Annotated in this window: 34 protein-coding genes; 7 read left to right on the top strand and 27 right to left on the bottom strand. The window is 62.0% G+C overall.

What is annotated here, in order from left to right:
* Positions 1-2: 2 nt before the first annotated feature.
* From L286_RS35890 to L286_RS35905, 4 genes are all read right to left on the bottom strand, one after another.
* Entirely contained in the window at positions 3-587 is a 585-nt protein-coding gene (locus L286_RS35890; RefSeq protein ID WP_202960964.1) for a hypothetical protein, read from the bottom strand.
* Between the two features lie 63 nt (positions 588-650).
* Positions 651-1,253, bottom strand: a complete 603-nt coding sequence (locus L286_RS35895) for a hypothetical protein (protein WP_020820017.1) — start codon at positions 1,251-1,253, stop codon at positions 651-653.
* Positions 1,253-1,591 carry a hypothetical protein gene (locus L286_RS35900; RefSeq protein WP_020820018.1) on the bottom strand — a complete coding sequence of 113 codons (339 nt, stop codon included), beginning with the start codon at positions 1,589-1,591 and terminating at the stop codon, positions 1,253-1,255. Before L286_RS35900 ends, L286_RS35895 begins: the two co-directional genes overlap by 1 nt.
* Before the next feature lies 1 nt (position 1,592).
* The gene (locus tag L286_RS35905; RefSeq protein ID WP_152520605.1) at positions 1,593-3,974 is read right to left on the bottom strand and encodes a phage tail tape measure protein; all 2,382 of its coding nucleotides are present in this window, start codon (positions 3,972-3,974) and stop codon (positions 1,593-1,595) included.
* Between the two features lie 48 nt (positions 3,975-4,022).
* Between L286_RS35905 and L286_RS0124650 the strand changes: the two genes are divergently transcribed.
* Positions 4,023-4,451 (top strand): zinc ribbon domain-containing protein, encoded by a 429-nt coding sequence (locus L286_RS0124650; protein ID WP_020820020.1) that lies wholly within the window; start codon positions 4,023-4,025, stop codon positions 4,449-4,451.
* A gap of 222 nt (positions 4,452-4,673) precedes the next feature.
* Here the strand turns inward: L286_RS0124650 and L286_RS35910 are convergent, their stop codons facing one another.
* The 23 genes from L286_RS35910 to L286_RS36005 form a co-directional block, all read right to left on the bottom strand.
* Positions 4,674-5,114: a hypothetical protein gene (locus tag L286_RS35910; protein WP_020820021.1), complete on the bottom strand. Its 441-nt coding sequence runs from the start codon at positions 5,112-5,114 to the stop codon at positions 4,674-4,676.
* Positions 5,111-5,545, bottom strand: coding sequence for a phage tail tube protein (locus tag L286_RS0124655; RefSeq protein WP_020820022.1), 435 nt, complete (start codon positions 5,543-5,545; stop codon positions 5,111-5,113). The genes L286_RS35910 and L286_RS0124655 overlap by 4 nt, the downstream gene beginning before the upstream one ends.
* Positions 5,546-5,558: 13 nt before the next feature.
* Complete coding sequence (locus L286_RS47520) at positions 5,559-5,960, bottom strand: hypothetical protein (RefSeq protein ID WP_021223473.1); 402 nt, start codon at positions 5,958-5,960, stop codon at positions 5,559-5,561.
* Positions 5,957-6,412 carry a hypothetical protein gene (locus L286_RS35915; protein ID WP_021223474.1) on the bottom strand — a complete coding sequence of 152 codons (456 nt, stop codon included), beginning with the start codon at positions 6,410-6,412 and terminating at the stop codon, positions 5,957-5,959. Before L286_RS35915 ends, L286_RS47520 begins: the two co-directional genes overlap by 4 nt.
* A complete protein-coding gene (locus L286_RS35920) occupies positions 6,412-6,747 on the bottom strand; it encodes a phage head closure protein (protein WP_020820025.1) in 336 nt (111 codons plus the stop codon). Before L286_RS35920 ends, L286_RS35915 begins: the two co-directional genes overlap by 1 nt.
* Complete coding sequence (locus tag L286_RS35925; RefSeq protein ID WP_020820026.1) at positions 6,747-7,307, bottom strand: head-tail connector protein; 561 nt, start codon at positions 7,305-7,307, stop codon at positions 6,747-6,749. The genes L286_RS35920 and L286_RS35925 overlap by 1 nt, the downstream gene beginning before the upstream one ends.
* Complete coding sequence (locus tag L286_RS35930; RefSeq protein WP_020820027.1) at positions 7,307-7,594, bottom strand: hypothetical protein; 288 nt, start codon at positions 7,592-7,594, stop codon at positions 7,307-7,309. The genes L286_RS35925 and L286_RS35930 overlap by 1 nt, the downstream gene beginning before the upstream one ends.
* A 79-nt stretch (positions 7,595-7,673) precedes the next feature.
* The gene (locus L286_RS35935) at positions 7,674-8,972 is read right to left on the bottom strand and encodes a phage major capsid protein (RefSeq protein ID WP_020820028.1); all 1,299 of its coding nucleotides are present in this window, start codon (positions 8,970-8,972) and stop codon (positions 7,674-7,676) included.
* 10 nt (positions 8,973-8,982) lie between these two features.
* Positions 8,983-9,678 carry an HK97 family phage prohead protease gene (locus L286_RS35940; protein ID WP_020820029.1) on the bottom strand — a complete coding sequence of 232 codons (696 nt, stop codon included), beginning with the start codon at positions 9,676-9,678 and terminating at the stop codon, positions 8,983-8,985.
* Positions 9,672-10,967 carry a phage portal protein gene (locus L286_RS35945; RefSeq protein ID WP_020820030.1) on the bottom strand — a complete coding sequence of 432 codons (1,296 nt, stop codon included), beginning with the start codon at positions 10,965-10,967 and terminating at the stop codon, positions 9,672-9,674. The genes L286_RS35940 and L286_RS35945 overlap by 7 nt, the downstream gene beginning before the upstream one ends.
* Entirely contained in the window at positions 10,964-12,817 is a 1,854-nt protein-coding gene (locus tag L286_RS35950; protein ID WP_029986383.1) for a terminase large subunit, read from the bottom strand. The genes L286_RS35945 and L286_RS35950 overlap by 4 nt, the downstream gene beginning before the upstream one ends.
* The gene (locus L286_RS35955; RefSeq protein WP_021223476.1) at positions 12,768-13,193 is read right to left on the bottom strand and encodes a hypothetical protein; all 426 of its coding nucleotides are present in this window, start codon (positions 13,191-13,193) and stop codon (positions 12,768-12,770) included. The genes L286_RS35950 and L286_RS35955 overlap by 50 nt, the downstream gene beginning before the upstream one ends.
* Positions 13,194-13,333: 140 nt before the next feature.
* A complete protein-coding gene (locus L286_RS35960) occupies positions 13,334-13,651 on the bottom strand; it encodes an HNH endonuclease (protein WP_020820033.1) in 318 nt (105 codons plus the stop codon).
* Entirely contained in the window at positions 13,620-13,889 is a 270-nt protein-coding gene (locus L286_RS35965) for a hypothetical protein (protein WP_020820034.1), read from the bottom strand. Before L286_RS35965 ends, L286_RS35960 begins: the two co-directional genes overlap by 32 nt.
* Positions 13,890-14,430: 541 nt before the next feature.
* Complete coding sequence (locus L286_RS35970) at positions 14,431-14,820, bottom strand: hypothetical protein (protein ID WP_152520607.1); 390 nt, start codon at positions 14,818-14,820, stop codon at positions 14,431-14,433.
* A gap of 14 nt (positions 14,821-14,834) precedes the next feature.
* Positions 14,835-15,815 carry a hypothetical protein gene (locus tag L286_RS35975; protein ID WP_020820036.1) on the bottom strand — a complete coding sequence of 327 codons (981 nt, stop codon included), beginning with the start codon at positions 15,813-15,815 and terminating at the stop codon, positions 14,835-14,837.
* Positions 15,812-15,982, bottom strand: coding sequence for a hypothetical protein (locus tag L286_RS49000; RefSeq protein ID WP_020820037.1), 171 nt, complete (start codon positions 15,980-15,982; stop codon positions 15,812-15,814). Before L286_RS49000 ends, L286_RS35975 begins: the two co-directional genes overlap by 4 nt.
* Complete coding sequence (locus L286_RS35980) at positions 15,979-16,323, bottom strand: hypothetical protein (RefSeq protein WP_020820038.1); 345 nt, start codon at positions 16,321-16,323, stop codon at positions 15,979-15,981. Before L286_RS35980 ends, L286_RS49000 begins: the two co-directional genes overlap by 4 nt.
* Positions 16,320-16,661, bottom strand: coding sequence for a hypothetical protein (locus L286_RS35985; RefSeq protein WP_152520608.1), 342 nt, complete (start codon positions 16,659-16,661; stop codon positions 16,320-16,322). Before L286_RS35985 ends, L286_RS35980 begins: the two co-directional genes overlap by 4 nt.
* Before the next feature lie 125 nt (positions 16,662-16,786).
* Entirely contained in the window at positions 16,787-17,305 is a 519-nt protein-coding gene (locus L286_RS35990) for a hypothetical protein (protein ID WP_020820040.1), read from the bottom strand.
* On the bottom strand, positions 17,298-18,818 hold the full coding sequence (locus L286_RS35995; protein ID WP_020820041.1) for a YfjI family protein: 1,521 nt from the start codon (positions 18,816-18,818) through the stop codon (positions 17,298-17,300). Before L286_RS35995 ends, L286_RS35990 begins: the two co-directional genes overlap by 8 nt.
* The gene (locus tag L286_RS36000) at positions 18,818-19,774 is read right to left on the bottom strand and encodes a CHC2 zinc finger domain-containing protein (protein ID WP_238559314.1); all 957 of its coding nucleotides are present in this window, start codon (positions 19,772-19,774) and stop codon (positions 18,818-18,820) included. The genes L286_RS35995 and L286_RS36000 overlap by 1 nt, the downstream gene beginning before the upstream one ends.
* 71 nt (positions 19,775-19,845) lie before the next feature.
* Positions 19,846-20,076, bottom strand: a complete 231-nt coding sequence (locus tag L286_RS36005) for a transcriptional regulator (RefSeq protein ID WP_021223479.1) — start codon at positions 20,074-20,076, stop codon at positions 19,846-19,848.
* Between L286_RS36005 and L286_RS47525 the strand changes: the two genes are divergently transcribed.
* From L286_RS47525 to L286_RS48535, 6 genes are all read left to right on the top strand, one after another.
* Positions 20,063-20,827, top strand: a complete 765-nt coding sequence (locus tag L286_RS47525) for a LexA family transcriptional regulator (protein WP_020820044.1) — start codon at positions 20,063-20,065, stop codon at positions 20,825-20,827. The genes L286_RS36005 and L286_RS47525 overlap by 14 nt on opposite strands.
* Before the next feature lie 267 nt (positions 20,828-21,094).
* Positions 21,095-21,532, top strand: a complete 438-nt coding sequence (locus L286_RS49005; RefSeq protein WP_193746240.1) for a hypothetical protein — start codon at positions 21,095-21,097, stop codon at positions 21,530-21,532.
* Complete coding sequence (locus L286_RS47530; protein WP_020820046.1) at positions 21,519-22,643, top strand: DUF6551 family protein; 1,125 nt, start codon at positions 21,519-21,521, stop codon at positions 22,641-22,643. The genes L286_RS49005 and L286_RS47530 overlap by 14 nt, the downstream gene beginning before the upstream one ends.
* Positions 22,640-23,881: a helicase HerA domain-containing protein gene (locus L286_RS36025; RefSeq protein ID WP_443214721.1), complete on the top strand. Its 1,242-nt coding sequence runs from the start codon at positions 22,640-22,642 to the stop codon at positions 23,879-23,881. Before L286_RS47530 ends, L286_RS36025 begins: the two co-directional genes overlap by 4 nt.
* A complete protein-coding gene (locus L286_RS36030) occupies positions 23,878-24,423 on the top strand; it encodes a hypothetical protein (RefSeq protein ID WP_020820048.1) in 546 nt (181 codons plus the stop codon). Before L286_RS36025 ends, L286_RS36030 begins: the two co-directional genes overlap by 4 nt.
* A complete protein-coding gene (locus L286_RS48535; protein ID WP_020820049.1) occupies positions 24,417-24,749 on the top strand; it encodes a hypothetical protein in 333 nt (110 codons plus the stop codon). The genes L286_RS36030 and L286_RS48535 overlap by 7 nt, the downstream gene beginning before the upstream one ends.
* Positions 24,750-24,761: the final 12 nt, after the last annotated feature.

The following is a 24,761-nucleotide window of genomic DNA, read 5'->3' on the forward strand; positions in this document are numbered from 1 at the left end:
GTTCACCGCCGATCGGACATCGGGATGCCCCAGATGTTCTTCTGGTTGCCGCCTCTCGGGGGTTTGGCGCCCCAATAGAGGTTCACGTCGGTGCCGGTCATGTGCTCAAGTCCGAGTTCCCCGGGGTAGATGGACTGATGCCACGCATTCTGCGCACGCTGGCCTTCCTCGATCTCGAAGAGCCGCTCGAACACGCTGACGATGGTATATTCGACCTTGCGAGCGCCCTGCTGGTCGACGCTGATGGTGGGCACGTCGATCTCGCCCAGGAACAGGATTTCAGGCGTGCCAATTGCGATGCCGGAGATGGGGTCGACAGCCCCGACCATAAGCGTGGCGCGGCCCCCCTGCATGTTCGGATGCGACAGGGTGGCCGTGGCGGTCACGTCAGGCGGGAATAGCGCGACGGTTATCTCCGGTGCACTGTCGCCGATCTCTTCCGCCAGTTCCGACATTTCCGCGATCGTGCCGAATGTCGGGTCCTGACCGACATAGGTTTCCCCGCCGATCACGACAGTGGCCGAGCCGTCGACCAGCCGCAGCGTGTAGCTGGGCAGTTCGATCTTGAGCGCGCCGAAAAGGAGCACGCTGGGCTGCGCCAGCGCACTTTTGAGTGCTGGGTCCAAGGGATGCCCCCGATGTCAGAAAGGTTAAGCGCCCTCGGAGAGGGTGAAGGAAAACGAGGCCAGTCGATCGACGGAAATCTGCCACGACAGTTCGTCGCCGGGTGAAACCAGACCCTCGATCCTGGGCGCCGCGATTTCTACAACGTCATTGTTCGATAGCGATGAGCGGAGCAGCGGCCATACAGCCAGCGAAGCCGTTCCATCTCCTGCGACAGTCACATCCGCTGCGGCCATCTCCATGTAGCGCCGACCGGCATGGATAATGGCCAGCATCTGACCTTCCTTGACTACATATCCAGGCGTCATGCCCTTGAGAGGCACCGCTGTTCCCGATGTGACGTTCGCCGACACCAAGGGCGCGCCGGGATTGCCGGTGTCGAAGTCGGGCTGTGGCCATTCCATCCGAAGGCGATCTTCGCGCGCGCGAAGCAAGCGGGACTGGACGATAAGCGCCTTGTCGCGCGTCGGCACGGGCGGAAGCGTCACGCGAAGGCCGAAGCGATTGCCGAGGCGATTTATGCGCTGCTCGGGGCCGCCGAGGAATGGGGTCAGAACGCCGCCAAAGTCGCGCAGGAAAGGCTCGGCGGCGCTCGGCACCACCCAATCGGGCATGGTGATGACAGCCATTATGGCACGCTATTCCAAACGACCGCGGCAACCGCAGCGAAAGACAGGACCATGCCTGTCGCAAACCAGCGGTTACCACTGATGGTCCTGCAGCGCTCGGCATCTATCCGCCCTTCGATTTCATGCTGGCAGGCGATGGTGAAGTGATGCTGCGACAAGAACGCGCAGTTGAAGGCGAGCATGGCGAGGAACAGGCCAACGCCCCATTCGGCGCGGGTGGCGGGTTCAATAAATAGGCCAACGCCGTTGATCAGCAGCAGGGCCAGCAAGAAATTCTCCGCAAGCGATGCTTGGATGCGGACCCGCTCGATATATTCCGCTTCAGCCTTGGTGGTCATATCATCTCCCCGGGATACGGCGGCGTGCCGCGCGCGCAGCGTCAGCCCCGGCCGCGCTGCGGGCCTGCATAGAGCCGGCGACCGCCATAGGCGCGGCCACGCCGGCAGCGCGCCGCTCGACGATCACGTCGAAGTAGGGTGAAGGGACAATATCAATCCGGCTGCGGCCGCCATTGTCGTTCGCGCCCGCCTTCTCGACGCGAATCCGCTCGCTTGCACTGACCTTCGCCGCTCCGACGCCGTTGATCGATAACAGGTTATTGTCTACGCCGCCGAAGCCGCTGATCGTCCCGCCGGTGGCAAGCCCAGGAAGGCGCCATGCACCGACGCTGTCGGCGAGATTTGCAACATTGGCGTTAGCGGCACTGATCGACCCAGCGAGTGAATTACCCCCACCGAACACCGAGGTTGCGGCGTTCAGCAGGCCCCCGATGATGCCTCCACTTCCCCCCGCTGCCTGCTGGATCTGAAGTTTGATCAGGTCCGCGATCAGCTGGTTGAACAGTTGCCCGGCCAGCCCCTTGAGCTTCAGCGTGTTTGCCGCGGCGTTGGCCAGCTGGTCGTTCATGTTGGCAAGCCCGTCGGCCGCGACCTTCTCGAATGCCTCGTTCACCTCGGCGGCCGTCTGGGGGAGGCTATCGAGATAGGAGGCCATGGGGCCCATGTTCTGCTGATTGATGTTTGCCGTGTCGATTGCGCGCTGCTGACCTAGCTTGCCCTTCTGCATGGCGGCCAGATCCTTTTCGGCCTGGCTGCTCTCTTGCGAGTTGATGACCTGATCGAGCTTGGCTTCCCGCAGCTTATATTCGAGGTCAAGGATCTCCAGTTCGATGCGGCGGCGAGCGTCTGCCGTGCGGGCAAGATTTAGCTGGCCCTGTAGATTGTCCTTCTGCGCCTCCAGATCGGCGGTGCGGACATCGAACGCTTCACGCGCCAGGCGCTCTTGCAAATCGCGCGAAATGCCTGCCGAAAGCGACTTGCTGCTGCCGCCAACCACAAGATCGCTGCCTTCGCCGGAAACTCCGTAGAGCGCCTTGAGGGCTTTCTGCTGCGCCGCCTTCTGATCGACGGTGAAATGCTCATCATTGGCGATCTGGGCCGAGCGTTCATTGAACTCCTCCAGCAAAAGCTGGCTCTGAAGGTCGGCGCGCTTTTCGGCGTCGGTGGTGAGTTCCAGTTCCGCCTGCAACTGCTCCTGGCGCAGGCGGGACAAATCCTGCTGATGCTTCGCCTCGATCTCGGCAGCGGTCGGTCCAGTGGACCTCTTCGGCCGCTCTGCCACCGTAGGCAGAGCGCCATCGCCGGGAGCCGGACGAGGTGTCCGCTTAGCGCGATCAGCAGCCAGGCGGTCCATTTGGTTGACGCGGTTCATGACGTTATTCAACGCCTTGAACTCGCGATCCAGGGCGGCGTTCGTGCTCGCCGAGTTGTTCGGGTTTCGCCGTGCTTCGGAGTTTGCCTGCAACTTATTTGCGGTCTCCGCCCTCAGGGCGTAGCGACCCTCAGGTGTGGCGAACAGGTTCTTGGCAGCTTGCGTGCTGCCCGCTAGAAAAACGCCTCGTAGATTACGAAAGTTGGAGAAATTCTGATATGCCTCGCCGGCCTTCTGCGCCAGCCAGCCGAGACCATCAGCAAGGTCATTGATTAGCTGCGAGTTCTGCGCGACTGCGCCCGCTATTTTCGCTTCCAGAACTTGCTTTAGTTCGGCCACCTTGTCGGCGGAGCTGTCCGCATTCGCGATTAGTTCGTCCGACAGAACGATGCCCAAGCGCTGCGCAGCATCAGTCAGTTCATTGACCCCCCCACTCCCACCAGAGAGCAATGTGTCGAGCTTCTGACCGGCCTTGCCGAACAGGTCTATCTCGACGCGCGCGCGGGTGGCCGGGTCTTTGATCTTGGAAATGGCGTCGGCCAGCTTCGGGATCAATTCGCCTGCGGTATATACGCGACCGTTGGCATCCTGAATAGCGACGCCAAGTTCCCGGAATACGGACGCCTGCGCTTTGCTGCCCGCCTTCGCCTCGCCGACCGTTCGGGTCAGCTTGGCAAGGCTCTTATCCATTTCCTCCTGAGAGATGCCGGCCTGTGAGGCCGCATAGCGGTAGGTTTGGAGATCTCTGGTAGTGACGCCGAGTTGCTGCGCGACCTCGCCCAGGCTGCTGGCATAATCCAGCGCGCGCTTTCCTGCCGCGACAATCTCGCTGCTGGCCCAAATGCCGGCAACCGACGCACCGAGATTGCGCAGCTTGGCGAACTCCGCCTGTATGGCGGAAACCTGCGTCTTAGCGGTCGAGCGAGCGCGCTTTGTGCCAGCCTCAAATTCAGCAGAATCGAGGCCCAGCGTAACCCTAAGCGCGCCAATCAATGCACCGCCTGTTGCCATATAGAGTTCCACCGTTGAATAAGGCCGGACCCGGAAGGAGACCGATCAGTGAAAAAGTGCCCGCAATGCGCTGAGGAGGTGCAGAACGAAGCGAAGAAGTGCCGCTATTGCGGGCACGAATTTGGACTGAAGCCGCCTCAGATCGGCTGCTGCGGGATCATGGTTCTGGCTTTTATAGCGTTTGTGGCATGGGCCTTGCTCAGGACACCTTCGCCTGAGGAAACTGCCAAGAACGATCAACTGATGAGGGACGCGCAGACGAGAGTGCGGGCAGAGCGCCTTGTGAAGAGCCGTTTGCGCGATCCATCCTCCGCTGAATTTCAGCATTTCGGGAACGGGTGCGGGCTGGTGAACGCGAAGAACGGGTTTGGCGGGATGGCTGGCGAGCAAGGATTTATAGTCACGAGCGACGGCGTGGTGGCTTTGCAAGGCCAGAGCGCCAATTTCAGCAAACTATGGGACGCCCATTGTAAATAAAAAGCCGCAGCAACTAGCGGCTCGTGGCTGAAACCCATGCCTGCATAATTTGCAGCATATCGTCCGGCGTTTGAGGCTGCGCCTCGCGCTCCTCACCCAGCATTGCTGCCAGGCTGGGGAACTTCTCCGTTCGAGGTAGGGCTGCGATATGCCACGCCTGCCACGCCGCCAGCCGTTGCTGCTTATCGATGCGGGCCTGATAAGCATCAATGACCGAGCGGATCAGCCTTGGAGTTTCGCTCCAGAAATGCCGGCTTTCCCCACCCGCTTCGACGTAGAGGCCGTGGAGCCGGTGCCAGTCCCACGGGTCGGCTTCGGAGGGTTTTCCCCGTCCTTACCCTCCGTGCCCGGTTCGCGAAGACCGAAAGCAGCGACCATCATATCCGTCAGCGCCGCCCGGACGGAGGGCACCCCGACCTCGCCGAGAATGTCGCCGGCCTCTAGTTCGTGGCAGGGATGGTTCCGCTGGAGCGCTGCCCACAGCAATGTGCGGGTTAGAAGGATGTCGTCACCGTCGGCAAGGAACGACGAAACCATTTCCAGCGGCTTCATTGCAAGCGCCGACTGCGCATAGCAGAAGGCGTTGACATCAAGCACCAGATGGTAAGCCGTCTCGCCGATAGCGATAGACGCCTCCCCGCGCAGTGGATTGGCGGCCGTCATGCGCCGGCAGCCGCCTGCGTCACAGCACCCGCGACGCGGATGGTGATGGTCGCAGTCTGGCGATCATCGATCGGGATGGTCTTTTCGTAGCCCTTCACGATGCCAGGGAAGGTGAATTCCTGGTTCGCGCCGGACACCGTCGGGATGGAGATGGTCACCTCGATCGGTGCCGTCTCGGCCATGGCGTCGTTGACTACGGTATCGGTTGCGGAGCCAGCGTCATAGTTGATGCCGATCGTGATCTCGCCGTTGTCCTTCAGACCGGGGATATATTCGCGGGCGCGATCCGGGCTCTGGAAGTGCGTCGCTTCGACGTCGGCGATTTGCGGATTGGGCAGGCCGATCGCCGTGACCTGACCCAGAAGAGCGGCGGCGGCCGCGCCGATCTTGAAGGACACGGTCGAACCGTGACCAATGGTAACATCTGCCATCTCAGGCTCCTTTTTAGAGGGACTTCCACCAAACAAAGAAATCAGCGCTGATGCCGCCGACCGCGCCCACGCCGTCCACGTCGACAAAGGGCATATCCCGCTCGCCTTCGAGGAAGGACATGCTGAATGCGGTTTGGCCGACCGTCCTGGGCTGCTCCATCTCGGCCTTCAGCGCGTCGAAGAGTGGCTCAAAGTCGCGCACCTCCAGACCGATGCTGTCGAACTGGATGTGACTGCCATAAAGGCCGCTATCGCCATCGAAGGTGTATTGGTTGCCGGGCGTAATCTTGTAGAGAACCATGGCGGGCAGAGGGTCGCCCTGCTTCCGCTTGTTCCAATAGATGCGCGGGCCCACGATGGCGCTGATCGCGGCGTTCGCCACCAGCCGGGAACGCAGATCAATGCGCATGGTCACCTATTCCGCCTCGCCAGCCGTTGGGCCGATTTGTAGATCTCGTCCCAGAGCAGGGTGCCAATGCCGTCGAGGACTTCCTTCTGCACGCCGTCCCATGCTGGCCGGGCGTGCGGCTGCGGCGCCTGATGGGCATTGCCGAATTCCGTCTGGATGCCTGCCGGATCATTGGTGCCGGCATAGACCTCCGCGAAGTTCTTCCCCTCCTTGCGGGCTGTTTTCGCCTGGCTCTTGTTGAGCTTCGTGCCGATCACATAGCTATCGCGCAGCGTGCCCGGCGGGCGGTTTGGCGTGCTCTCCGGATCGGCGTCGACCGGCGCGAGGTGGCGAACGTCGTCAATGAACGGCTCCAGCGCCTTCTTGCCCGCGCGAACGAGTGTGGCCCGGGCGGTCGACTTCGGCAGGTCGCCAAGGGCAAAATCCAGCGCGGCCAACCCCTCGATCGTCTCCGCCATCACCCCGCCGCCCTAATTGCCGTAAGCCGGACGCCCTCATTGAGGCCCAGATCCTGCTTCGCGGTGATGTTCCAGATGCCGCCGTCGAACGCGATGCGATGATTGATCACGCTGATGGCGCGGGTTTTGCTGTTGCTCAGCACCTCGAATGATGCCGTTTGCGATCCGCCCTGCTGCGCGGCTTCGCGCTGCTCTTTGCCGGATCCGTAAATTACGTCAGCCCAGGGTCGAGCATAGGGAGACCACGTTTCAACCTCGCCGCCATAGCCGTCCTCCGAGACGGTCCGCGCTTCAATCGTGATGCGCTTATCGCGGGCACCGGCATCGAGCGACATCAATACCAGACCCTGTACGGGGCAAGTAGCCGCTCAACCGTGACGGACATTGGCACCTGCGCGACCGTCATTGTCGCGAAGCTTGCGCGGCTGCGGAACAGATCGGCGACCATCAGGAGGATGGCCGCCTTGATCGGTGCAGGAATGATCTCATAGCCCGCGCGGTAGCTGATCTTGACGGCTTCCTGATCGTCCAGCCAGGTCGGCCAATTCGCACCAGACTTCCGCCAGACCTCCGCGCCCCGCAAATCATAGATGCTGGGATCAATTACATCCCAGCCGCTGCCGGTGCGGGCCTCGATACTCGTCACATCGATGATCGGCGGAAACGGCAGATGCAGGATGCGGTCGAACTCAGGCGCGGGAAGATAGGCCTCCAGCTCCTGCTCGCCAATGGCGCGGCCAAGCCAGCCGTCCGGCCCGTCGATATGTCCGGTCGCCGCGGCGATCAGGCTTTCGACGAAGAGCTTCTCCTCCTCATCACCTCCAAGGCGCAGGTGCGCGTCAGCCTCCTCCCAAGTCACCACCGGTGTGGGAGGAGTGACGACGACGACGCGCATCAGGAGTTGCTCGCGCCTTTCGTCTTGTCGTTTGCCTTGGGCTCCGCCTTGTTGCGCGGGGCGTGGGCCGCCTTATTGGCGATCGGCTGGATCTTCTTCTCGTCCACTTCCTCGTCCTCCTTGCCATCATCGGGGTGTTCGTCTTCGCCGACGATCTCGACGAGGCCGACCGCCTTCAGTTCTGCCGCGCGGGCGCGGGTGACGATATGGGTTGAACCGGCGATCACATTCTTGTCGACGTCCGTACCTTCGGCGCCGCTGTAGTCACGAAGAACCTTGATTTTCATGGGGCTTCTCCTTTTCGGACCGTCGCGGACGGCGGTCTGAAAAAGAGGGCCGCCGAAGCGGCCCCCTCACGCATACTGATTAAGCGACGTTGCCGAAGTCACCGTAGATCAGCGCCTCCGGGCGATAGACCGCCAGGCCCAGCCGCTCTTCAGCGCGGATCGTGACGAGGTTCTTGATGAAGTTGTCGCGATCCTCGGTCGACAGTTCGACATTGGCGTCTTCGCGGTCGAAGACCTGAGCGGCGAGCTTGAACGCGCCCGTCAGGAACTTGTCGACCGTCATCGCCGGGGTTTCGACGACCGGCAGGCGCCACAGGGTCGGCGTCGCACCGTTGGTGGGATTGCCGATGATGTAGCGGCCCTCGCCGTCCTTCATCGTCTCGATGCGAGCCCAGTCAATCGGGTTCAGCACGTGGCCGGTCGCAGGATATTCGGCCAGCACCGCCTGAAGCATGGCGTAGCGAAGCTGATCGATCATGTTGTCTGCGACGAGGCCGCCCGGCGCAGCATAGGCGGTAGCCTGCGGGATGATGCCCAGCAGGTTCGAGCCGGTGCCGTCGCCCTTCAGAAGCTGAAGCTCTTCGGCATAGGCCAGACCGTAGCGCAGACGACCGTCGATGTAGCTTTCCAGCATCGGCGCGTCGGCCAGGATCTGCTTCGACGCCTGCACCCAGTGCGCGATGGTCGCGACCGGCAGGGTCTTCAGATCGAACTTCAGTTCGGACTGAGCCTTCTGCGTGGTTTCGGCCGCCGTCGCCGCATTGTTGGTGAAGCCCGTCTCCTGCACAAACTGGATCGCGTTGGAGCTGGTGCGGCCCGGGGTGATCAGGTCGCGGACGGTCAGGCGGCGCTCCGGAGGAGCGACAATGCCGGACTGACGATCGGGGATGATCAGGTCGCCGGCCGAGCCATCGGCATCGGTGGTCAGCGAGGTGATGATGGCCTTGCATGCGAAGGCGACAGAGCCCTTCGACGGGGCGCGGTCCATAAAGGACTTGATGCCTTCGTCCGCGACGACCATCGAGCCGACAGACTTGCGCCCACCGTTGCCATCGGGATTGCCCGACCGCGCCAGCTTCTGCTCGATCTCGGTCATGGTGGCCGAAAGCTCGTTGAACTTCACCAGCGCTTCGTCCGCCTTTTCCTTCGCGGCGGCGGTGAGCTGCTCGCCCTTTTCGAGGCGGCCCTTCGCGTCTTCTGCGAATTCCTTCACCTTGTCGGTGGCGGCCTTCAGGTCGCGCGAAAGCTGTTTGATGTCCGGCTCGTCCGCTCCGCCGTCCTTGCGACCGAACTCGCGCGGCTGGAATTCGGGCGACACAACGGCGCCCATGGCCAGTGCCGCCATCGACGAGGCGGCCAGAATGTTGGGATGCTTCATTTTCTACTCCTCAGAGCTTGGGCAGGTTAAAGCCTGCAATGGCGTCGGAAATTGATTTGATGTCGCCGGCGCCCTCGGACTCTCTCCGGAGCAGGTGATCTAGGCCGTGGCTGGCGATTGCCGCGGCCTGCGATTTCGAGAAGGGGAAAGCCTCGCGCAGTGCCTTCTCGAATTCGGATTTCGTGGGGAGCTGTCCGCGTTCCAGCTTGAACTTCACCGCTTCGATACGGGCGTCGTCGTTCGCGGGGAACGTCACCAGGCTGACCTCCACCAGGTCCAGCTCGGTCAGCGTGCGGACCCCGGTCTTTTCGTCGTAGCTCGACTTGCGAACCCAATAGCCGATCGACAGGCCCGACACGGCACCGGCCTTCAGCAGCGCATGGGCCTCCCTCGCTTTGGGCACATCGTCGATCAGCAGCCGACCCGAAACTTTCAGGCCGTGCTCGTCTTCGGAAAGGGCCTCATAGACCCCCAGCGGCGCGGAGGACTGATGCTGCCACAGGACGGGGACGGGGCGCCCCTTCGCCGCGATCTCCTTCAGGCTCTGCGTGAACGCGCCGGCCGCGACGATCTCGCCGTAGCTGTCGGTCACGCCGAAGACAGAGCCATATCCCTCGAAGGTGCCGTCATCCTTCACAGCCTCGGCCTTGATCGACAGGCTGAAGTCGCGGACCTTCAGTTGCCCATGCTTGAAGTGCATCAGCATTCGATTTTCTCCGGTTCGAGCATGTGGCGCAGACCCAGCCAGTCGATGATCGACCGCTTTGCTGCCTCGCTTCCGGTGCTCGTGAGTTCGCCCAGCCGCCCGGCCGGGATCATGTTGGACTGGATCGTCAGATCGTCTCCGCCTTCGATCGGTGGCAGGTTCTCTAGGCGACGAACCTCGTTGCGCGTCATGATGCCGTTTTGCACCATGGCTGCGTAGAAGGAGGCGCGGCCGGCACTGTCGGCGCGCAGCAGCCCCTCGAAATTGATCTCGACCGTCACGGTGAGACGCTCGGCAGGCGTCAGCAACTGCTTCATGATCGCCTGTTCGATCCGCTTCAGCCGCTCGCGAAGGCCGAACATCAGCCATCCGAGCGTCTGCTGCTCGATGCTGCTCCCCAGATTGGTGTTGCCTGCCGTGTGGCCAATCATATGGGGCGGGACACCGAACCACCGGCAGCCGTCCTCCACAGAGAACTGCCGGCTTTCAATCATCTGCGAATCGACGGCCTTCATCTCGATGGCCTGCCAGCTCAGGCCGGCTTCGAGGACGAGCGGCTTGCCATTGTTCTCGCCGGCGAAGGGGTCGACGACATATTTGTAGATGTCATCGCGCTGGTCGGGCTTCAGCGTCTGATTGTTCTGCGTTGTCAGCACGCCCGAGGGACGGAGGCCGTTCTTGTATACTTGGGCGGCAGCTTCATCTGTTGCCATCGCCAGGCCGAAGGAGTGGCGGCCGAAGGCCAGCGTCGAAAGGCCGCCGAGCGGCGAGCCGCCGAACCCCCGGATGTGGAACATCTCGTCTTGCCCGATGTCGACGGTCTGGCCGGCGTCGACATAGCGATACCGGATTGAGCCATCGGCAACGCGACGAACCTGCACGATCTCGGGGCGGACCGGCGTCAGCGCGACCACCTTGCCACCCCGCCCGCGCGTGATCCGGGCGAAGGCGTTCCCCCAAAGCTCCAGGCTGACGCACATGAACTGCCAGAAATCCAGCGCCGACTGGTCGGCATTGGGGCTATCGTGCAGAATCCCATAGAGCGGGTGGGATTTGAAGATGGAGCGGCTGTCGTTCGGCCCGTCCTGATAGACCATGAACGGCAGCGACGAGATCGTGCCAGACACCAGCCGGACGCAGGCCCATACGGTCGATAGTGTCAGGGCGTTCGAGGCATTTACCGTCTTCCCGCTCGACGACGTGCCTACGAGCGCCGCCTTCCAGGCACTCGGGCTCAGCAGCGAGAGCGCGGTTCGGAACCCACGCCACATTTTCCGGCCGAGCGTCACGCGGCGCGCGCCCTGGCTGCGGCCAAGAAGTCATTCATGCCGTTGTCCTCTTCGGCGGGCAGCAGCATCGGGGCGGTCGCGTTGATCATGCCGTCCACCCCGTCGATTTTGTTCGGACTATTGGCCGTCTCCTTCTTCGGAAGGAGGCTGCCATCGGTTCGGCGATCGACAACCGCGTTGCCGATCATCCAGGTCATCACCGGATTATCGTCATGCTGCAGGCGGTGTGGCCCTGCCTTCACGCGCGCCTCGATCGCCTTCGCCGGATCCGTCGCATTGCGCGCGTTCTTCGCGAGCTGGACGGCGAACGGATGATCGGGTTCGCCGAAATCTTCGTTGAGGCGGCTCGCCATCGCTAGGCCGCTGTTCCATTGGTCGAACGTCGCCTTCTTGGCGGCCGTCCGTTCCTTCAGTTCGCGGATCAGATCCTCGATGCGGCGGTGATCGATGAAGTCCCCCTCTGTCGTCGTGAGGAAGCCTTCCTTTGCCCAGCGCCGGTACAGCTCAGTAATCTGCTTGACGTTGGTATCTTCGGACTTCAGCCGCGCTTCTGGCACGAAGAACCATGTCTTGACGAGCAGACGATCCTCCCGGTCGACGGCGGCCAGCACCACGGCGGAAAGGTCATCGACGTTGGAAAGGTCGGCGCCTATCCAGCAATCCAGCCCCTCGAAATCATCCAGCGACAGGTTCGAATCGCCGCACTTCTGCCATTGCGTGACGTTCAGCCAGGCGGACAGCGCGCCAATCCAGACGTTCAGGCGCTTGGTCTTGAACTCGCCTTCCGCTGCCGGATTGTTCTTCGCCTCGATCGCATAGGCGCGCAATTCTTCCACCTGAACGGCCGACCCAAGCAGCGGGTTAGCCTTGCACCAGTTGCGCTCATCGAATGGATCATCGCCGACCTTCCGGCCGTCGTCATAATCCTCGGCGCGATCCAGCGTGAAGATGATCGCGAAATAGTGCTCCGCCTCGATCGCCCGGTTCAGCACCTTGGCGGCGAAGGTGCGTTCCTCGTAACACGGCCCGTTGATGTCGGACCCGGCCGTGGTAATCGCCCACATAAGCGGCTGCTTCCGCGCGCCGAAGGCCGAACGCATCACGTTGTAGAGGCTGCGATCCTTGTGCGCGTGGAACTCGTCGAGCGTGACGAGGTGCGGGTTGTGTCCGTCCTGGCTCTTCGACTTCGCGTGCAGCGGTTGCATGTAACCGCCGTTGTCCGCGCAGGTGATTGACTTCGCCCAGGGCGTGACGCCGAACGCCTCCTGAAGGTCCGGCAGCTTTTCGACCATGCGCTTAGCCGGGTAGAAAACCTTCTTGGCCTGATCGAACGTCGTGGCGACCGTCAGGATTTGAGGACCGGCCTCGTTTTCGCAGCATAGCGTGTAGAGCGACACGCCTGCCGTCTTGGTCGACTTCGCGTTTTTGCGAGCGACCTCTTCATAGACCATCGTGAACCGGCGCAGGCCGTTGTCCTTGCGCCGCCATCCGAAGACGGTCGACAGGACGAAGATTTGCGCCGGCTCAAGGTCGATGCACCCGCAGCGATCGTCATGGACACCATCGGCAGCGCCGGGACATTTGCACCAGTTGCCCTCGATGTGCGGCAGCTTCTCGATGAAGTCGCAGACATCGTTCCCGTGCCAGTCCGAATAGGTGTAGGCGAACTCCTTGGTCTTCGCCCGTTTCAGATCGTCCAGATGGCGCTGGCATGCCTGCCGGACCATCTTGCAGTGCCGCTTCTGCTGCTTGTCCGCCACCGCCGCCTTAGCATAGGCCAGCGCGATAGCGGTATAGTCCCTAGCGTGACCCGTTGCGGGCGAATGGGTTGCGGTTTTTCGTCGGGTCATCGGTCACCTTGCCGACCCGGCTTTTGCGTCCAGCGATCCCCAGCAGCTCGGCATATTGCCGCAGCAGCGTCAGATAGGCGGCGCTGGGAGGCTCGCCGCCCGCCTTGAACGCCATGCGCACTAGCGCTTCGGCGGAGCAGTATCGGGCGAACAGGTCGCTATCGAGTTCGGACGTGCCGGCCGCCATCACGCGGCCGATGTTTTCCTGCCAGACATCGATCGCCTCGGGCGTCAGATAGTCCGGCATAGCCGGGGGACTGCCCGGCACAATGATCTCGGTTTTCAGTCCGTCGCGCACCGGCTGGAGGGTGCCGCGCGCCGCTTTCACGGCCTTCGGTTCAGGTTTTCGCCCTCGCTCCATGATGCCTCGCAACATTGTTGCGGGCCACGGTCGCAAAGTTTTAGAGGCCCGAAAGTTTAAATCGCACGCGCAGAAAAAGACCTCCGGCCCCGGTCCTACGCGCTAGGGGGCCTGACTTTCGACCCGCCCCACCCATTGGGTCCGATCCGGCCCGGTTATGGTCTCGCCCGTGCCCTCCGCGCCCTCGCCGCCTCCTCGGCCGTCTTGATGTCGTGACAGGGCTTGCAGATGCCTTGATAGTTCGCCCGGTCGCCCGTCCCGCCTTCGCTTAGGGGCTTGATATGGTCAGCGATGGTCGACGGGGTCACGCGGCCGGCGTCCGCACAGGGACGGCACAGCGGTTCCTCTTGCAGCACCATGACCCGCATCAGGTCATGCTCGCGGCCATAGCCGCGCTCCTGCCTGCTCTTGCGCGTGGTGGACCAAGCCTTGGCGCGAGGCTTAGCCTTCAGGCTGGGTGGGCGGCTTGGCATCAGATCGCATGGTCACGGTGACGACGCCCCGCACCTCCTCTCTCACCAACTCGTCGTCCCCCACGATAGCCTTGCCGTCTGCGTCTACGGCGAACTTCACGACCAGGCCGGCGTCCATGTCATAGGAGATGACCTGATCCTGCACGACGCCATCCACGCTGATCGACAGGCGCGGAGCAATAGACCAATCAACCGTCTCGTCATCAACCGACATGCGGCGCGGGATGGTGTCGGGCATATCGCCTCCTGAATGACTGCCGCTGACCCCTCCATCTCAGGGGTTACCGAAAGGCCAGCGGCTTCCACCGTTGCCGGGGGAACTGGAGCGAGTGGAACCAATTGTTCCGAAATGTCGTGACGCGGGCCGGGCTTGATACCGGCTGCTGGCGGGTGTCCCTCTGGCTGTACCCATCCGTTGCTGATCGGGGGCCTTGGCTGGTGGTTCGGTTAAGCCAGCGTTCCATGGCCTGCGCTTCCTTCAGCGCCGCCGCGTCGGGGGTGCCGGCCAGATTTCCTCTCGGTCTGTCCGGTCGGCAATTATGACCCGTCACCAGCGCGGACGCTCATAGCACGTCTGCCTTACCGCCCGCCGTGGCGACGGATTAGCTGCTGGCCTTGGGCAAGCCCGATAACTGGAACGGCGCATGCGCCGGGATAAACCAGTCAGAGCGGGAACATGAAGCCAACGAAAAAGGCCCACGCGTATCGCTGGGCCTTCGCTGGACACAATGGTCCTTGGGCTTTTTTGGACGATTTCGTGGCCACTTGCAAGAGGGTTTTTATAACCCTCGCGTAGACTTAAAGCTCTTTGCGTCTGCCTCCAATTGCGCAGCCCACGCTTCCTCCGCCATCGTGAAAGCTGCGTCGGGATGGAGGCGCTTCACAGCGCAGAGCAACGGTCGTGCGAGATACTCCATAACGCGGAGTTGCCCTCCCTTGCCGTCGGTGATGTCCCAGCCGAGCCGCCCCCAATATTCGTCAGCCTCGTCGCGCATCAGCTTGAGGAACTCGAAACGGGGATCGTCCATGGCGATCTCATCCTCGATGTCGATCTCGCACACGCCGAACAGATCTTCAGCGAGATCGTGAGCCCACTCGATTGTCTCGTCCTTCCAGCCGTGCTGCTCCACTTCCCATTCAAGCACCCCCACGCCAGGTTGATCACGCAAGCAAATTAACGCCATCAGGTTACCCCGCTAATCCTCGACCGAATGATGTCAGCGATGTCGGTCCAGTCCCGCAACATACCACGATCATCCAAGAACGCAGCATCGATCGGCGGCATCGCAGACGCGACGGACGTATCTGGACCGAGACGATTTTCAGGCTGCTCGTCGACTTCGTTAGACGCCAGCCGGATCGAAGGATTGAGCCAAGTCGGCTCGACTATCTGGCCATGGTTCATGGCGTCGATTTCCTCGGGCCCGACCAATGAGAACGCGGCGGCCACGCACAATGGCCAGCGATCTATTGCCGCTATGAGTTCGCGCCGAGCCCGCCGATTATGGACCCGGTAACGACGCGCCGCCACGGTGAACCCGATCGCGTCGCCTACGATCATGTCCAGCACCATCTGCTTGGGCATGGGCAGCATGTCTCGCCAATAGCCATATGCCAGGTGCATTCGGACCCTTAGCACGCCTTCTGCCGCCCGACCGCCACCGCGTGACTGATCGACGCGGGCCTCAAGGCTCGCCACCTTCACCGCCACGTCGGCCTCCAGGCTGCGATAGACGTTCGCGATCTGCGCTGCCCATTCGAGCTGGTCTTTGTCGATGGTGCCATTGCGGTGCAGTTGGACGAGTGAGCCATCATGCGTGCGGGTCGAGCGTTCCCACGTCTCAGGCGTGCCGTAAGCCTTGTGATTCCACGCCTCGCGAACCTGCACGGCTTCCTCGATGCCGGGTTCCAGCCGCATAGGACGCTCAACCATCTTCGGCTTTCTGCGGCCCTTCCGCTTACCCTCAATCACGCGTTCAACCGGGCGCGGAAGGCCCAGCACCAGATGCTCGACCCGCTGCTGCTCACGCTTCCGCGCCGCCGCCAGGCGCGCCATGCGGGCGTTGAACCGCGCCACGCCTTCCGGGTCCGCCGCATAGGCCGCCGCGAGATCAGCGCGAGCCTTTGCGATCCGTTCTGCCCGCGTCATCGTCTTGTCCGTCACCGCTTCATGCTCCCCAGGTCGTCAATCACGTCGTCTATTCGTTCGCAGGCTTCCCGCCGCAGTTCCGCCGCCAACGTCGGCATGGCGCCGTTCATCCCCTTGATGAGCAGCTTGACCGCCGTCAGAGACGCAGCAAGGTCGGCGGGGGTCGGACGGGAGCGCTTCACGATTTGCGCCTCATCCGGCGCATCATCTCGCGCACCGTCACTGGCGCATGATCGATGACGGAAAGCGGGAGTCGAAGATCGCCCCGCAAGGCCCGCTCGTCCACGTCCGATAAATACCGAGACGGGCTCGCCTCGACCTCATCGGCCATTCGCTCTGCCCAGGCGACCGTATCCGCAGAGGGAATACCGTCCCCACCTACGGCGATCTTGCGCCGCAGTGAACGGTATCGAAGCGAGTAGACGAGAGACGCGGCGGCGAAGCCCCAGGCTATTCCAACAGCCAGGGCGGCGAGCGGGGTAAAAGTCAGCGCGGCGGCAGGGGTGGGGCGGGGCTTACTCATGCGACCAGTTCCAGAGGAACATCGGTGCAGGCGACGAGTGCGCGCCGGACCTTCGCCGGGTCGACGCCGTCGCGGCAGATGATCTGCCCGACGACAGTCCAGAGCTTAACCACCCGTTCGTGGTGCTCCAGTTCGTGCCAATCTTGGCAACAGGCGAGGTCGCTCCGGAATAGGTGCGCCGCGACGCCGGCCCTATCGGGCCATTCGACCGCCATGACTTCGCCACCCGGCGTCCAGCAGAGCATCAGCCGGCCGAGGGGGATTTTGCGAACTTTAGCAACAATAGCAGCTTTAGCATCAGCCCTGCTAAAGAGGCTATAAAACATATCAATGTTCATAATATGTTCCATCATTATTATATATATAACAATAGGTTATCCGCCCTCCATTCCCTGTTGGAACGTGGTGGATCAGGCCTGTCGATGAAAACTTTAGCGGCACTTTAGCAGCCTCCTTGCTAAAGCTATGGGCCAGAGCGCGGGGCGAATGCCTGCCACATTGGCACCTGCCCTAAGCGCTCCATCCGGGGGTATCGAAGCAGTGAGCCGCGCTGGTCGGCAAGGTGCCAGCCATCCGCGTCTACTGCGCAGACCGTCAGAGGCGAGAGCATCCGGCCGATCGTCATGGCGACGCCATTTCGATCGACCCTGCGGGCTGCCGGGTCAGGATTGCAGCCGAACATATCCAACATCGTCCAGCCGTACCGCAGGCCGTCATCGGCCCATTCGGTAGCGAACTGGTGAACGCGCCAGCAGAAGGTATCCCAGCCTTGCCGCGACATGAAGGCGGGGTCCGGAAGCCGTAACAGGGCATCTACGCCCTTCGCCCAATCCTTGCCCCCTGCTAAAGCTGCTAAAGCTGCTAAAGTCTCAGCCCGGTTCATGCGGAACCGGCGGAAATCCTCGGCTTTTGCCGATATTTCGAATGCATCAAGACTATCGCTTGGGGCTGCTATAGTTTGCGAAAGAGCGCGGTTACGCATGGCGGACCTGTATCCTCCAGCACTCGCGCACCTTCTTGCCGGACACCATGCCGCCGCCGGTCATAGGGGCGGAAAGATGGTCGTGGCGGACAAGGGCGGCGATGATTTCCTTGATCTGGTCGGCGTTACGCTTTCTGATCTGGGCTGGGCCGCGCTGTTGAATGGCGCCGACCGAAATCAGGTTTTCCTTCCAGTCGTTTTTCAGCCAGTCGGAGACTACCTGGGCGTCGACCAAAACTTGGTTGGGAGAGGCGACGCCGAACAGGCGGACCGCCTCTGTGAGGTAATATCGTGCGAGGGTAATGCCGGACGCGAGCATCTCGTCCTCAATGGCGTCGATCTTCGGCCCGAAATGAAATACCGCCAGCACTGCGGCTATGCGTGCCGCCTGCTCCGGAAGTTTTGTGGCGAATCCGCGAACGTCTGCTAGATCGCCACCCTTGCCGATCCTCCGCTCCAACTCGTTTGCGAATGCCCACCAAATTTCCTTCGCCATCGGCGTCAGCGGAATAGCCTTTGGCTTCAGCGCGCGGGTTTCCTCATCCATCGGAAGTTTCGCCCGGATGATTTGCGCAAGCCTTCGGTCAAAGCCTTCGATCGCCTGAGCTATTGCCGGATCGGCCGGCGCACGGGGATCAACAAGGCGCGTCCCCGCAAGACTTTCCGGCTGGGCAACCAGCAGGCGGCTGAGAAAGCCCTGTCCCTTGAACTCCGCGTCACCGAGCAGCCTGCCGGCGAGGATGGGTTGGATCATCATGTGAAATGTCAGGCGGCGGCCGTACAGGGACGTGGAGCCTTCGCCGGCCGTCAGCCTCTGGACCGGCTTGCCGTCCCAAAGATCGCTGAGCGTCGACACGGTGAACAGGCGGCTGTCTTCCGATAGCCCGTATCCGCCCAGCCATGACCCGCCCTCATCGGACATCAGGCCCAACGATGGCCGGGCGTGCTCGAATTGCTTGATCAGGCCCTGCGTCGTGCCGACGCGGACCGTTATGACCGGCGTCATCGGGTCTTGAGGGCGCGGGCCGAGATCCTTTAGCGCCTGCTCGATCGCCTCCCGGCCCTTCTTCTTCGACTGGGTCAGCGCTTCGCTCTTGCTGGTATCCCAGGCGAGTTTGCGGGCCATGAGTTCATGCTCCATTCGGGCATGCTGCTCCTGAAGGTCGCGCTGATACTGACCGATTTCATTTGTCGCGATGTCGTCGGTTGTCGATTTGCGGTCGCCGCTCTCAGCCACCGTGACCAGAAACAGGCTGACCGGGCGCGCCTGATCAGTCGGCAGCAGGACGTTGACATAGGGCTGAACGGCCAGGGAGCAGGCGCTCAAAACCGAATTGGCGGCGAGCGCCGGGGGCACCATCACCTTGCGCGATATGGCCGCGACAGCCGATCCGATCGTTTCGCCCAACGCCTCCAGCGGGTATTCCTCGCCCTTGCTGATCTCCCCCGTCAACGGCAGGGGTTCAGGGCGGGCAAAATCGGCTTCGTCCATCTTTTGCGCGAGCGTCGCCATCAGTTGCGCACCCCCCGCAATTGATCATTCCAGTCCTTGAAAGGGGGGTCGGGAAAGATGGCGCCTACCGCCAAGCCTAGCCGCATATACGCGGCGGTCGCCTCATCGACCGCAACCCGTCCGGCGCTGCCGTTGTCACCTGCCAGGGTGATGAATTGCACCTCTGAGGGTATCGACACGCGGGGCATGAGCGCGGTGCCGCATGCAACCCAGACCGTTTTGTCCGGAAGCTGCTGCCGCAGCGTCAGTCCGTCCTCTGGACCTTCGCATATGATGAGATGATCGGACGGGGGGCCGATCCGAAACGCTGATCCGATCACAGCCCCATAGCTGAGTTTCGCCTTCGCCCTGGTGCCGTCATCCTTGATGCGTTCGTATTTCCTCCGGCCACCATGAGCGAGGAAGACACATTGCACGCCGACGACTGCCCCGGTTCCGTCCTGTAGCGCGCAAGCCATGGCGGGAAAATCGCGGCCGACCTCCCCCGTCTCCGGATCACGCCAGCGCGGCGTCATGACGAACCGGACCGTCTCCGGCAGGTCCATCGTGATTCCGCGCGACCGGGCATAGACTTCGGCGGGAGTGCCAGATGCAGGTACTGATCTCGACCAGATCGAGCGGGCAAGCGCGATGCGCTCGGCCATGTCCCGTTCGTCCTCGGCCTTTCGCTTCGCGCGCTCCTCGTCAGAGATCACGGGGAAGGCCTCGCCCATCAGGCACTCAACAGCCTGGATGAATGTCATCCCTTCCTTGTTGACCAGGAAGCGGATGGCATCGCCGGCCGCGCCGCATCCCCAGCAATGATAGGTGCCCTTGGCGTCATTGACTTCGAAGCTGGGCGACCGCTCGCTATGGAACGGGCACAGTCCTACCAGCTCGCGCGGGCCGCGTTTCTTCAGGTTGGTGTGGCGCGCGACAATATCGGACAGGCTATGCCTCGCCTTCGCTTCTTCCACGATGCGCTGGAACTGCGCCGCCTCTGCCGCCGACCGCTGCTGACGATATGATCTGCCCCCAGACATCGGCGTCACTCCGCCTCGGCAGGAGCAGCGAAGATGTCGGGCCGAATGAGGTGCTTTGGCACGCCGGTTGCCTGCTCAGCGGCCAACACCCATTCAGCAGGCATGGGATGCCCCTTGCTGAGATGATACCAAACCCGCTGTTGGGATGTTCCGACCTTGCGGCCGAGATTTGCTTGGCCACCCGCCTTCTGAACTGCGGTGGCGAATGCTTCTTGAGGCGACATGGCAGGGACCATAGCCGCTTTACCAGACTTTAACAATTATTTTTGTAGGGATTTCGCGCGTCAGAGGGGGTATGACAAAAAAATGAGTGGATATAAACAAGAGAGCATTGCTGGGCTGGCGGAATTTATCCGCAACTCGCGCCGGACGTTGAACATCTCCACCGCAGAGCTTGCCGATCTCGCGCGCGCGAAAGCGAGGGCAGCGGGAGATAATATCGGCCTCTCACAGCAAACCATCTCTGCCTTTGAGCAGGGCCGGGCAAAGCGCATGCCGGGCTGGGCTCAATATGTCTATGAAGCGCTCAGCGAACTGGCTAGCGATGAAGGAAACCGCACCTTCGAGCGTGGCACCGCGTCTGTCGACGTCGAGGTTCTACCGACGTATGCGGGCGCCGGCGGAGGAGGAACCGGGGAGGGCGATGTTGAGAAGATAGCCTTCTCTCGCGCCCTGGTCGAATATGAACTCAGGGCCAAACCCAAAGACCTTCTTGCAATCCAGATAGAAGGAAATTCCATGACGCCAGACTTTCAGTCCGGCGATCAACTTCTGGTCGACAAGCGGAAAACGTCCCTCGCGCAGCCAGGCGCGTTCTGCCTCTGGGACGGCGACGGCTATGTCGTAAAATATCTGGAGAAGATTCACGACAGCGAGCCACCGAAGGTTAGGGTGATCAGCCGCAACGAGATATATCGAACAACCGAACGATTAGCTGAGGAAGTTCAAATACTTGGCCGCGTCGTGTGGTTCGCTCGCCGCGTGTAACGATTTTTCAACAAAAATAATTGTTGCAGTAACCAGAAAACTGGTTATCTCTTGTCGCGTCACCTGATCGCCCACGGGTCGAAGACGGTGATGCAGGCAGGAGCGCGCTGGCGTCCGTAGCCCCTCGGTAGGGGCAAGCGCACGGTCTCTCCTGTCACTTAGACACAGGAGACCCCGACTATGCCTAACGGCAACACGTCGCGGAGCGATGCTGCTCCGCGAGCAGCAGAATTGCATGCCGAAAAGACGGCGACTTCCATCATAGAGATGGCCCGCCATATCGCCAAAGCCGAAGCGCTCCATACCCGCGCAGAACGACTGGCATCCGTGCGCAAAAACGTCGCATTTCAGAATGTCAGCACCATCTCTTTCAAGGTTTTGACGGAGGCCCAATACGCCCTTCTCCACCTTCACCCCGAAGGTGATGATCGCGACCTCATGATTCTGGCCGGATTGGCATCCGCCATGGCCGATCAATTGCCCGACATCGTGCCCGAAACCGAGGACGATGCCACCAAACTGTGCGAAGGCATCAAGGCAGCGCTCCGCACCATCAGCGCCTATCTGTCGCAGACCTGGCCGGCAGGGGCGGAGTCTGTTGATCCGATCTACCCGGAATTGGCCCGCAATATCCGCCAGGACGTCCTTGTCGTCAACGCGCTCCGCGCCGATGCTGAAGAGGGGGCGCCCCATGTCCGCGCCTAATAAAATCCACATTCACACGGGGCAGCGGGCGCTGCCTGAGTGGATCGCAGAGCGGGTCCTGTCGGAACTAGACGCCGACGGTAGCTTCAATCTTGATGCATCTGACGGAGAGACCCAGGTCCAGCGTGGCTTTGCGGTCTTCGAAATCAATAATGGCGTGTACGCCTGCCTCCCCAAGGTGATGCCCGAAAAGCTGAAGCAGATCGCCGGAGCCGACAATGAGGTCGTGGCCGATCTTAGCGAGAAAACCGAAGCGATGAAGGCGCAGAGGCAAGCCTTTCGGTCCGGCCGCAAGTCGAGGATCGGCATGGATAAGCCGCTGCGGATCAAGCCAGCGATCGGAACGCCCCCAGCGCCACAGTTCCAGCCGCTGGAGAACCTCAAGGTGGATGACACCTATCAGCGCTCGATCGAGGGCGGGGCGTCGCGGACGCTGATCGTGAAGATCGCGGAAAATTGGGATTGGCGCCTCTGCCTTCCCTTGCTCGTCTCGCGCCGCAATGGCGAACTGTTCGTGATCGACGGCCAGCACCGGCTGGAAGCAGCGAGCCTTCGCGGGGACATTCCGCATCTGCCGGTCGTCATATTCGATTTCGATGATCCGAAGGCCGAAGCGGAACTGTTCGTGCAAGCGAACAGGTCGCGGCGGGCGATGGGCATGCTGGACGATTTCCATGCGGCGGTCGTGGCGGGTGACAAGAAGGCGCTGGAGATCAACGAGACAGTGCAGCGCGCCGGGCTGGCCGTAGGCCGGATCGCAGCTTGGCAATATTGGAAGCCGGGCGAAGTTGTTTTCGTCAACGCCATTAAGCGGGCCTTGACGGCGCAGGGACAGGAGGTCGCCGTCCTCGCTCTCTCCACCATGGCTAAGGCCTTCGAAGGGCTGGCGATGGTTGGCGGCAGTTCCATTTTCGACGCGCTGTGTAAGCTCATCCATGAAGCCAACACCTCGGGCAATCCCCTCGATCTTGACCTCATGCAGATCGTGCTGGCGGAAGTCGGCCTGCCCGGTTGGCAGGAGGTCACGCGCGGGGTCGAGGGCGGGATGGAGCGCGCCGAAGTGATGCTTCGGGCGCTGCGCAAATCCTATGAAGAGGCAGGAGCGGAATGATGCACCAGCGTCACGGCGTCTTCTTTGGGGAAACGCAAAAGCTACTGGCTCTTGCCCTGCATGATGCTGGCCAGACTGACCGTGAGATCGCTGATGCGATCCCGACATCGGTCAATAACATCATCCACTGGCGTAAAGATGCTGGACTACCTGAGAACCTGCCCAATGGGCAGGCCGCGCCGGCGCCCGCCCCGGTCAAGCGGTACGTGGAGTCCCGACCGCGCGCTTCAGACTTCGGGTTCGAGGGCAAGCCAAAGGCTGCTCGCCCCGCCGCGCCCCTGCGCGATGCAGCAAGCATCACTCCCGAAGAGGCCCAGATTGCATTTGCGGCACCAGTGCAGCCGCAAGGAGAAAATGCGTTGGAGATCGGCACTTTCTCCGGGCGGACGGTATCGCTCGATCTGGAAGAACTGCTGACCACCAGGCTCTTGGTTCAGGGAAACAGCGGCAGCGGCAAAAGCCACCTGCTCCGGAAGATCATCGAAGAGAGCACCGGGATCGTGCAGCAGATCATCATCGATCCCGAAGGTGATTTTGTCGGGCTGGGCGAGACCTTCGGCCACACAATCATCCATGCCCATGACCATAAGGTCAGCAAGCTCGCGGAGATCGCGATGCGAGCCCGCCAACATCGGGGCTCCGTTGTCCTGAACCTCGAAGCCTACGATGCCGAGCAGCAGATGGAATGCGTCGGCGCCTTCATTGGCGGACTGTTCGATGCCCCCCGCGAACACTGGCTCCCGGCGTTGGTGTTTGTCGATGAAGCACAGTTGTTCGCCCCCGCCAACGACGGAGGCGAAGACAGGGAAATCCGCAAAGGAGTCCTGCTGGCCATGACGAACCTCATGTGCCGGGGCCGCAAGCGTGGGCTTGCCGGCATACTGGCCACGCAGCGGCTGGCGAAGCTGCATAAGAACGTCGCGGCCGAGGCATCCAACTTTCTGATGGGGCGCACCTTCCTCGACATCGACATCAAGCGCGCTGGCGATCTGCTCGGTCTCGTACCAAAGGACGTCGAGCGCATCCGCGATCTGAAGCGCGGGGAATTTCTCGGACTTGGGCCAGCGATAGCTCGGCGCCCCGTTCAGGTCGCGGTCGGCACGGTCATGACGAGCGGCACCAACGGAGCCCAAGGCCTTGTTCCGCTGCCTGCGACATCGGCCGAGGACATGCAGAGCGCGCTTCTCGGTGATGCGGAGGACGAACAGGCCGCCCCAGCGCTGAGGATCGTGAAATGACGCAGGACAATGACAAGCGGATAACGCCTGAGGTCGCGGCGCAGATTGTCGAACTGCTTCCGAGCGTCATGAGCCTGCGCGACCTGCGCGCGATCACCGGATTGCGGCTGGATACGATCCGCCGCGTGGCTGCTCCTTTTCTGGCGATCATGAAATTGCAGGGCACTCATCCCAAATGCGGGTGCGGAAGGGACCGCTTCCATCCCTACGGATGCGTGGACAGCTATGTCAAAGGGCACCGCCACAATCGAGTGCCTGGGCAGTCCTATGCGTCATCGCCAGCCGTACTGGAACGTCGGCAGCGGGTGATCGCGCTTTTGGTCGAGGGTCATCGGTTCGTGGACATCAACACGACCATGGGGTTCAAGAATAAGGATGCGCGAAGGTATCTGCGCTTCCTAACCCCGGAGCAACTGGAGGCCCGCGCCCGCGCCATCGAGGCGCGAGGGCCGATCCCGGCAAAGCGTCGCCAGACCAAGGCAAGCGCCGCAGCACGCAGCCCGGCGAGCAATCAACCCATCAAGGAGGAAGCGCCATGCTGAGACGCTACGGCACTTGCGGTAAATGCATTCATTGGCGCCAGGGCGCTGAAGCGGACATGATGAAGCCTGTCGTCGCTAAAGAAGATGCAGACACGGGCGTTTGCGAAGCTGCATTCCCGATGACCTTTGAGGTCGGCGGCGTGCTGATCAATGCCCAGCCGGAAACCCATCGCTCCCGATCTTGCAGCGACTTCAGCAATGGAGACCGGCGGCCTGACGGTGGCGATGACGACGGTCCAGATGATGGCGACGGGGAACCCGTCCCCGCCCCGCGCAGTCGCGTCAGGCAGCTTTTCCCGATCACCCCCGCGCCGATAGCGGCATGAAGGAGCACGGCA

It is taken from the genome of Sphingobium sp. HDIP04, assembly GCF_000445085.1.
GTDB classification, from domain to species: domain Bacteria; phylum Pseudomonadota; class Alphaproteobacteria; order Sphingomonadales; family Sphingomonadaceae; genus Sphingobium; species Sphingobium indicum.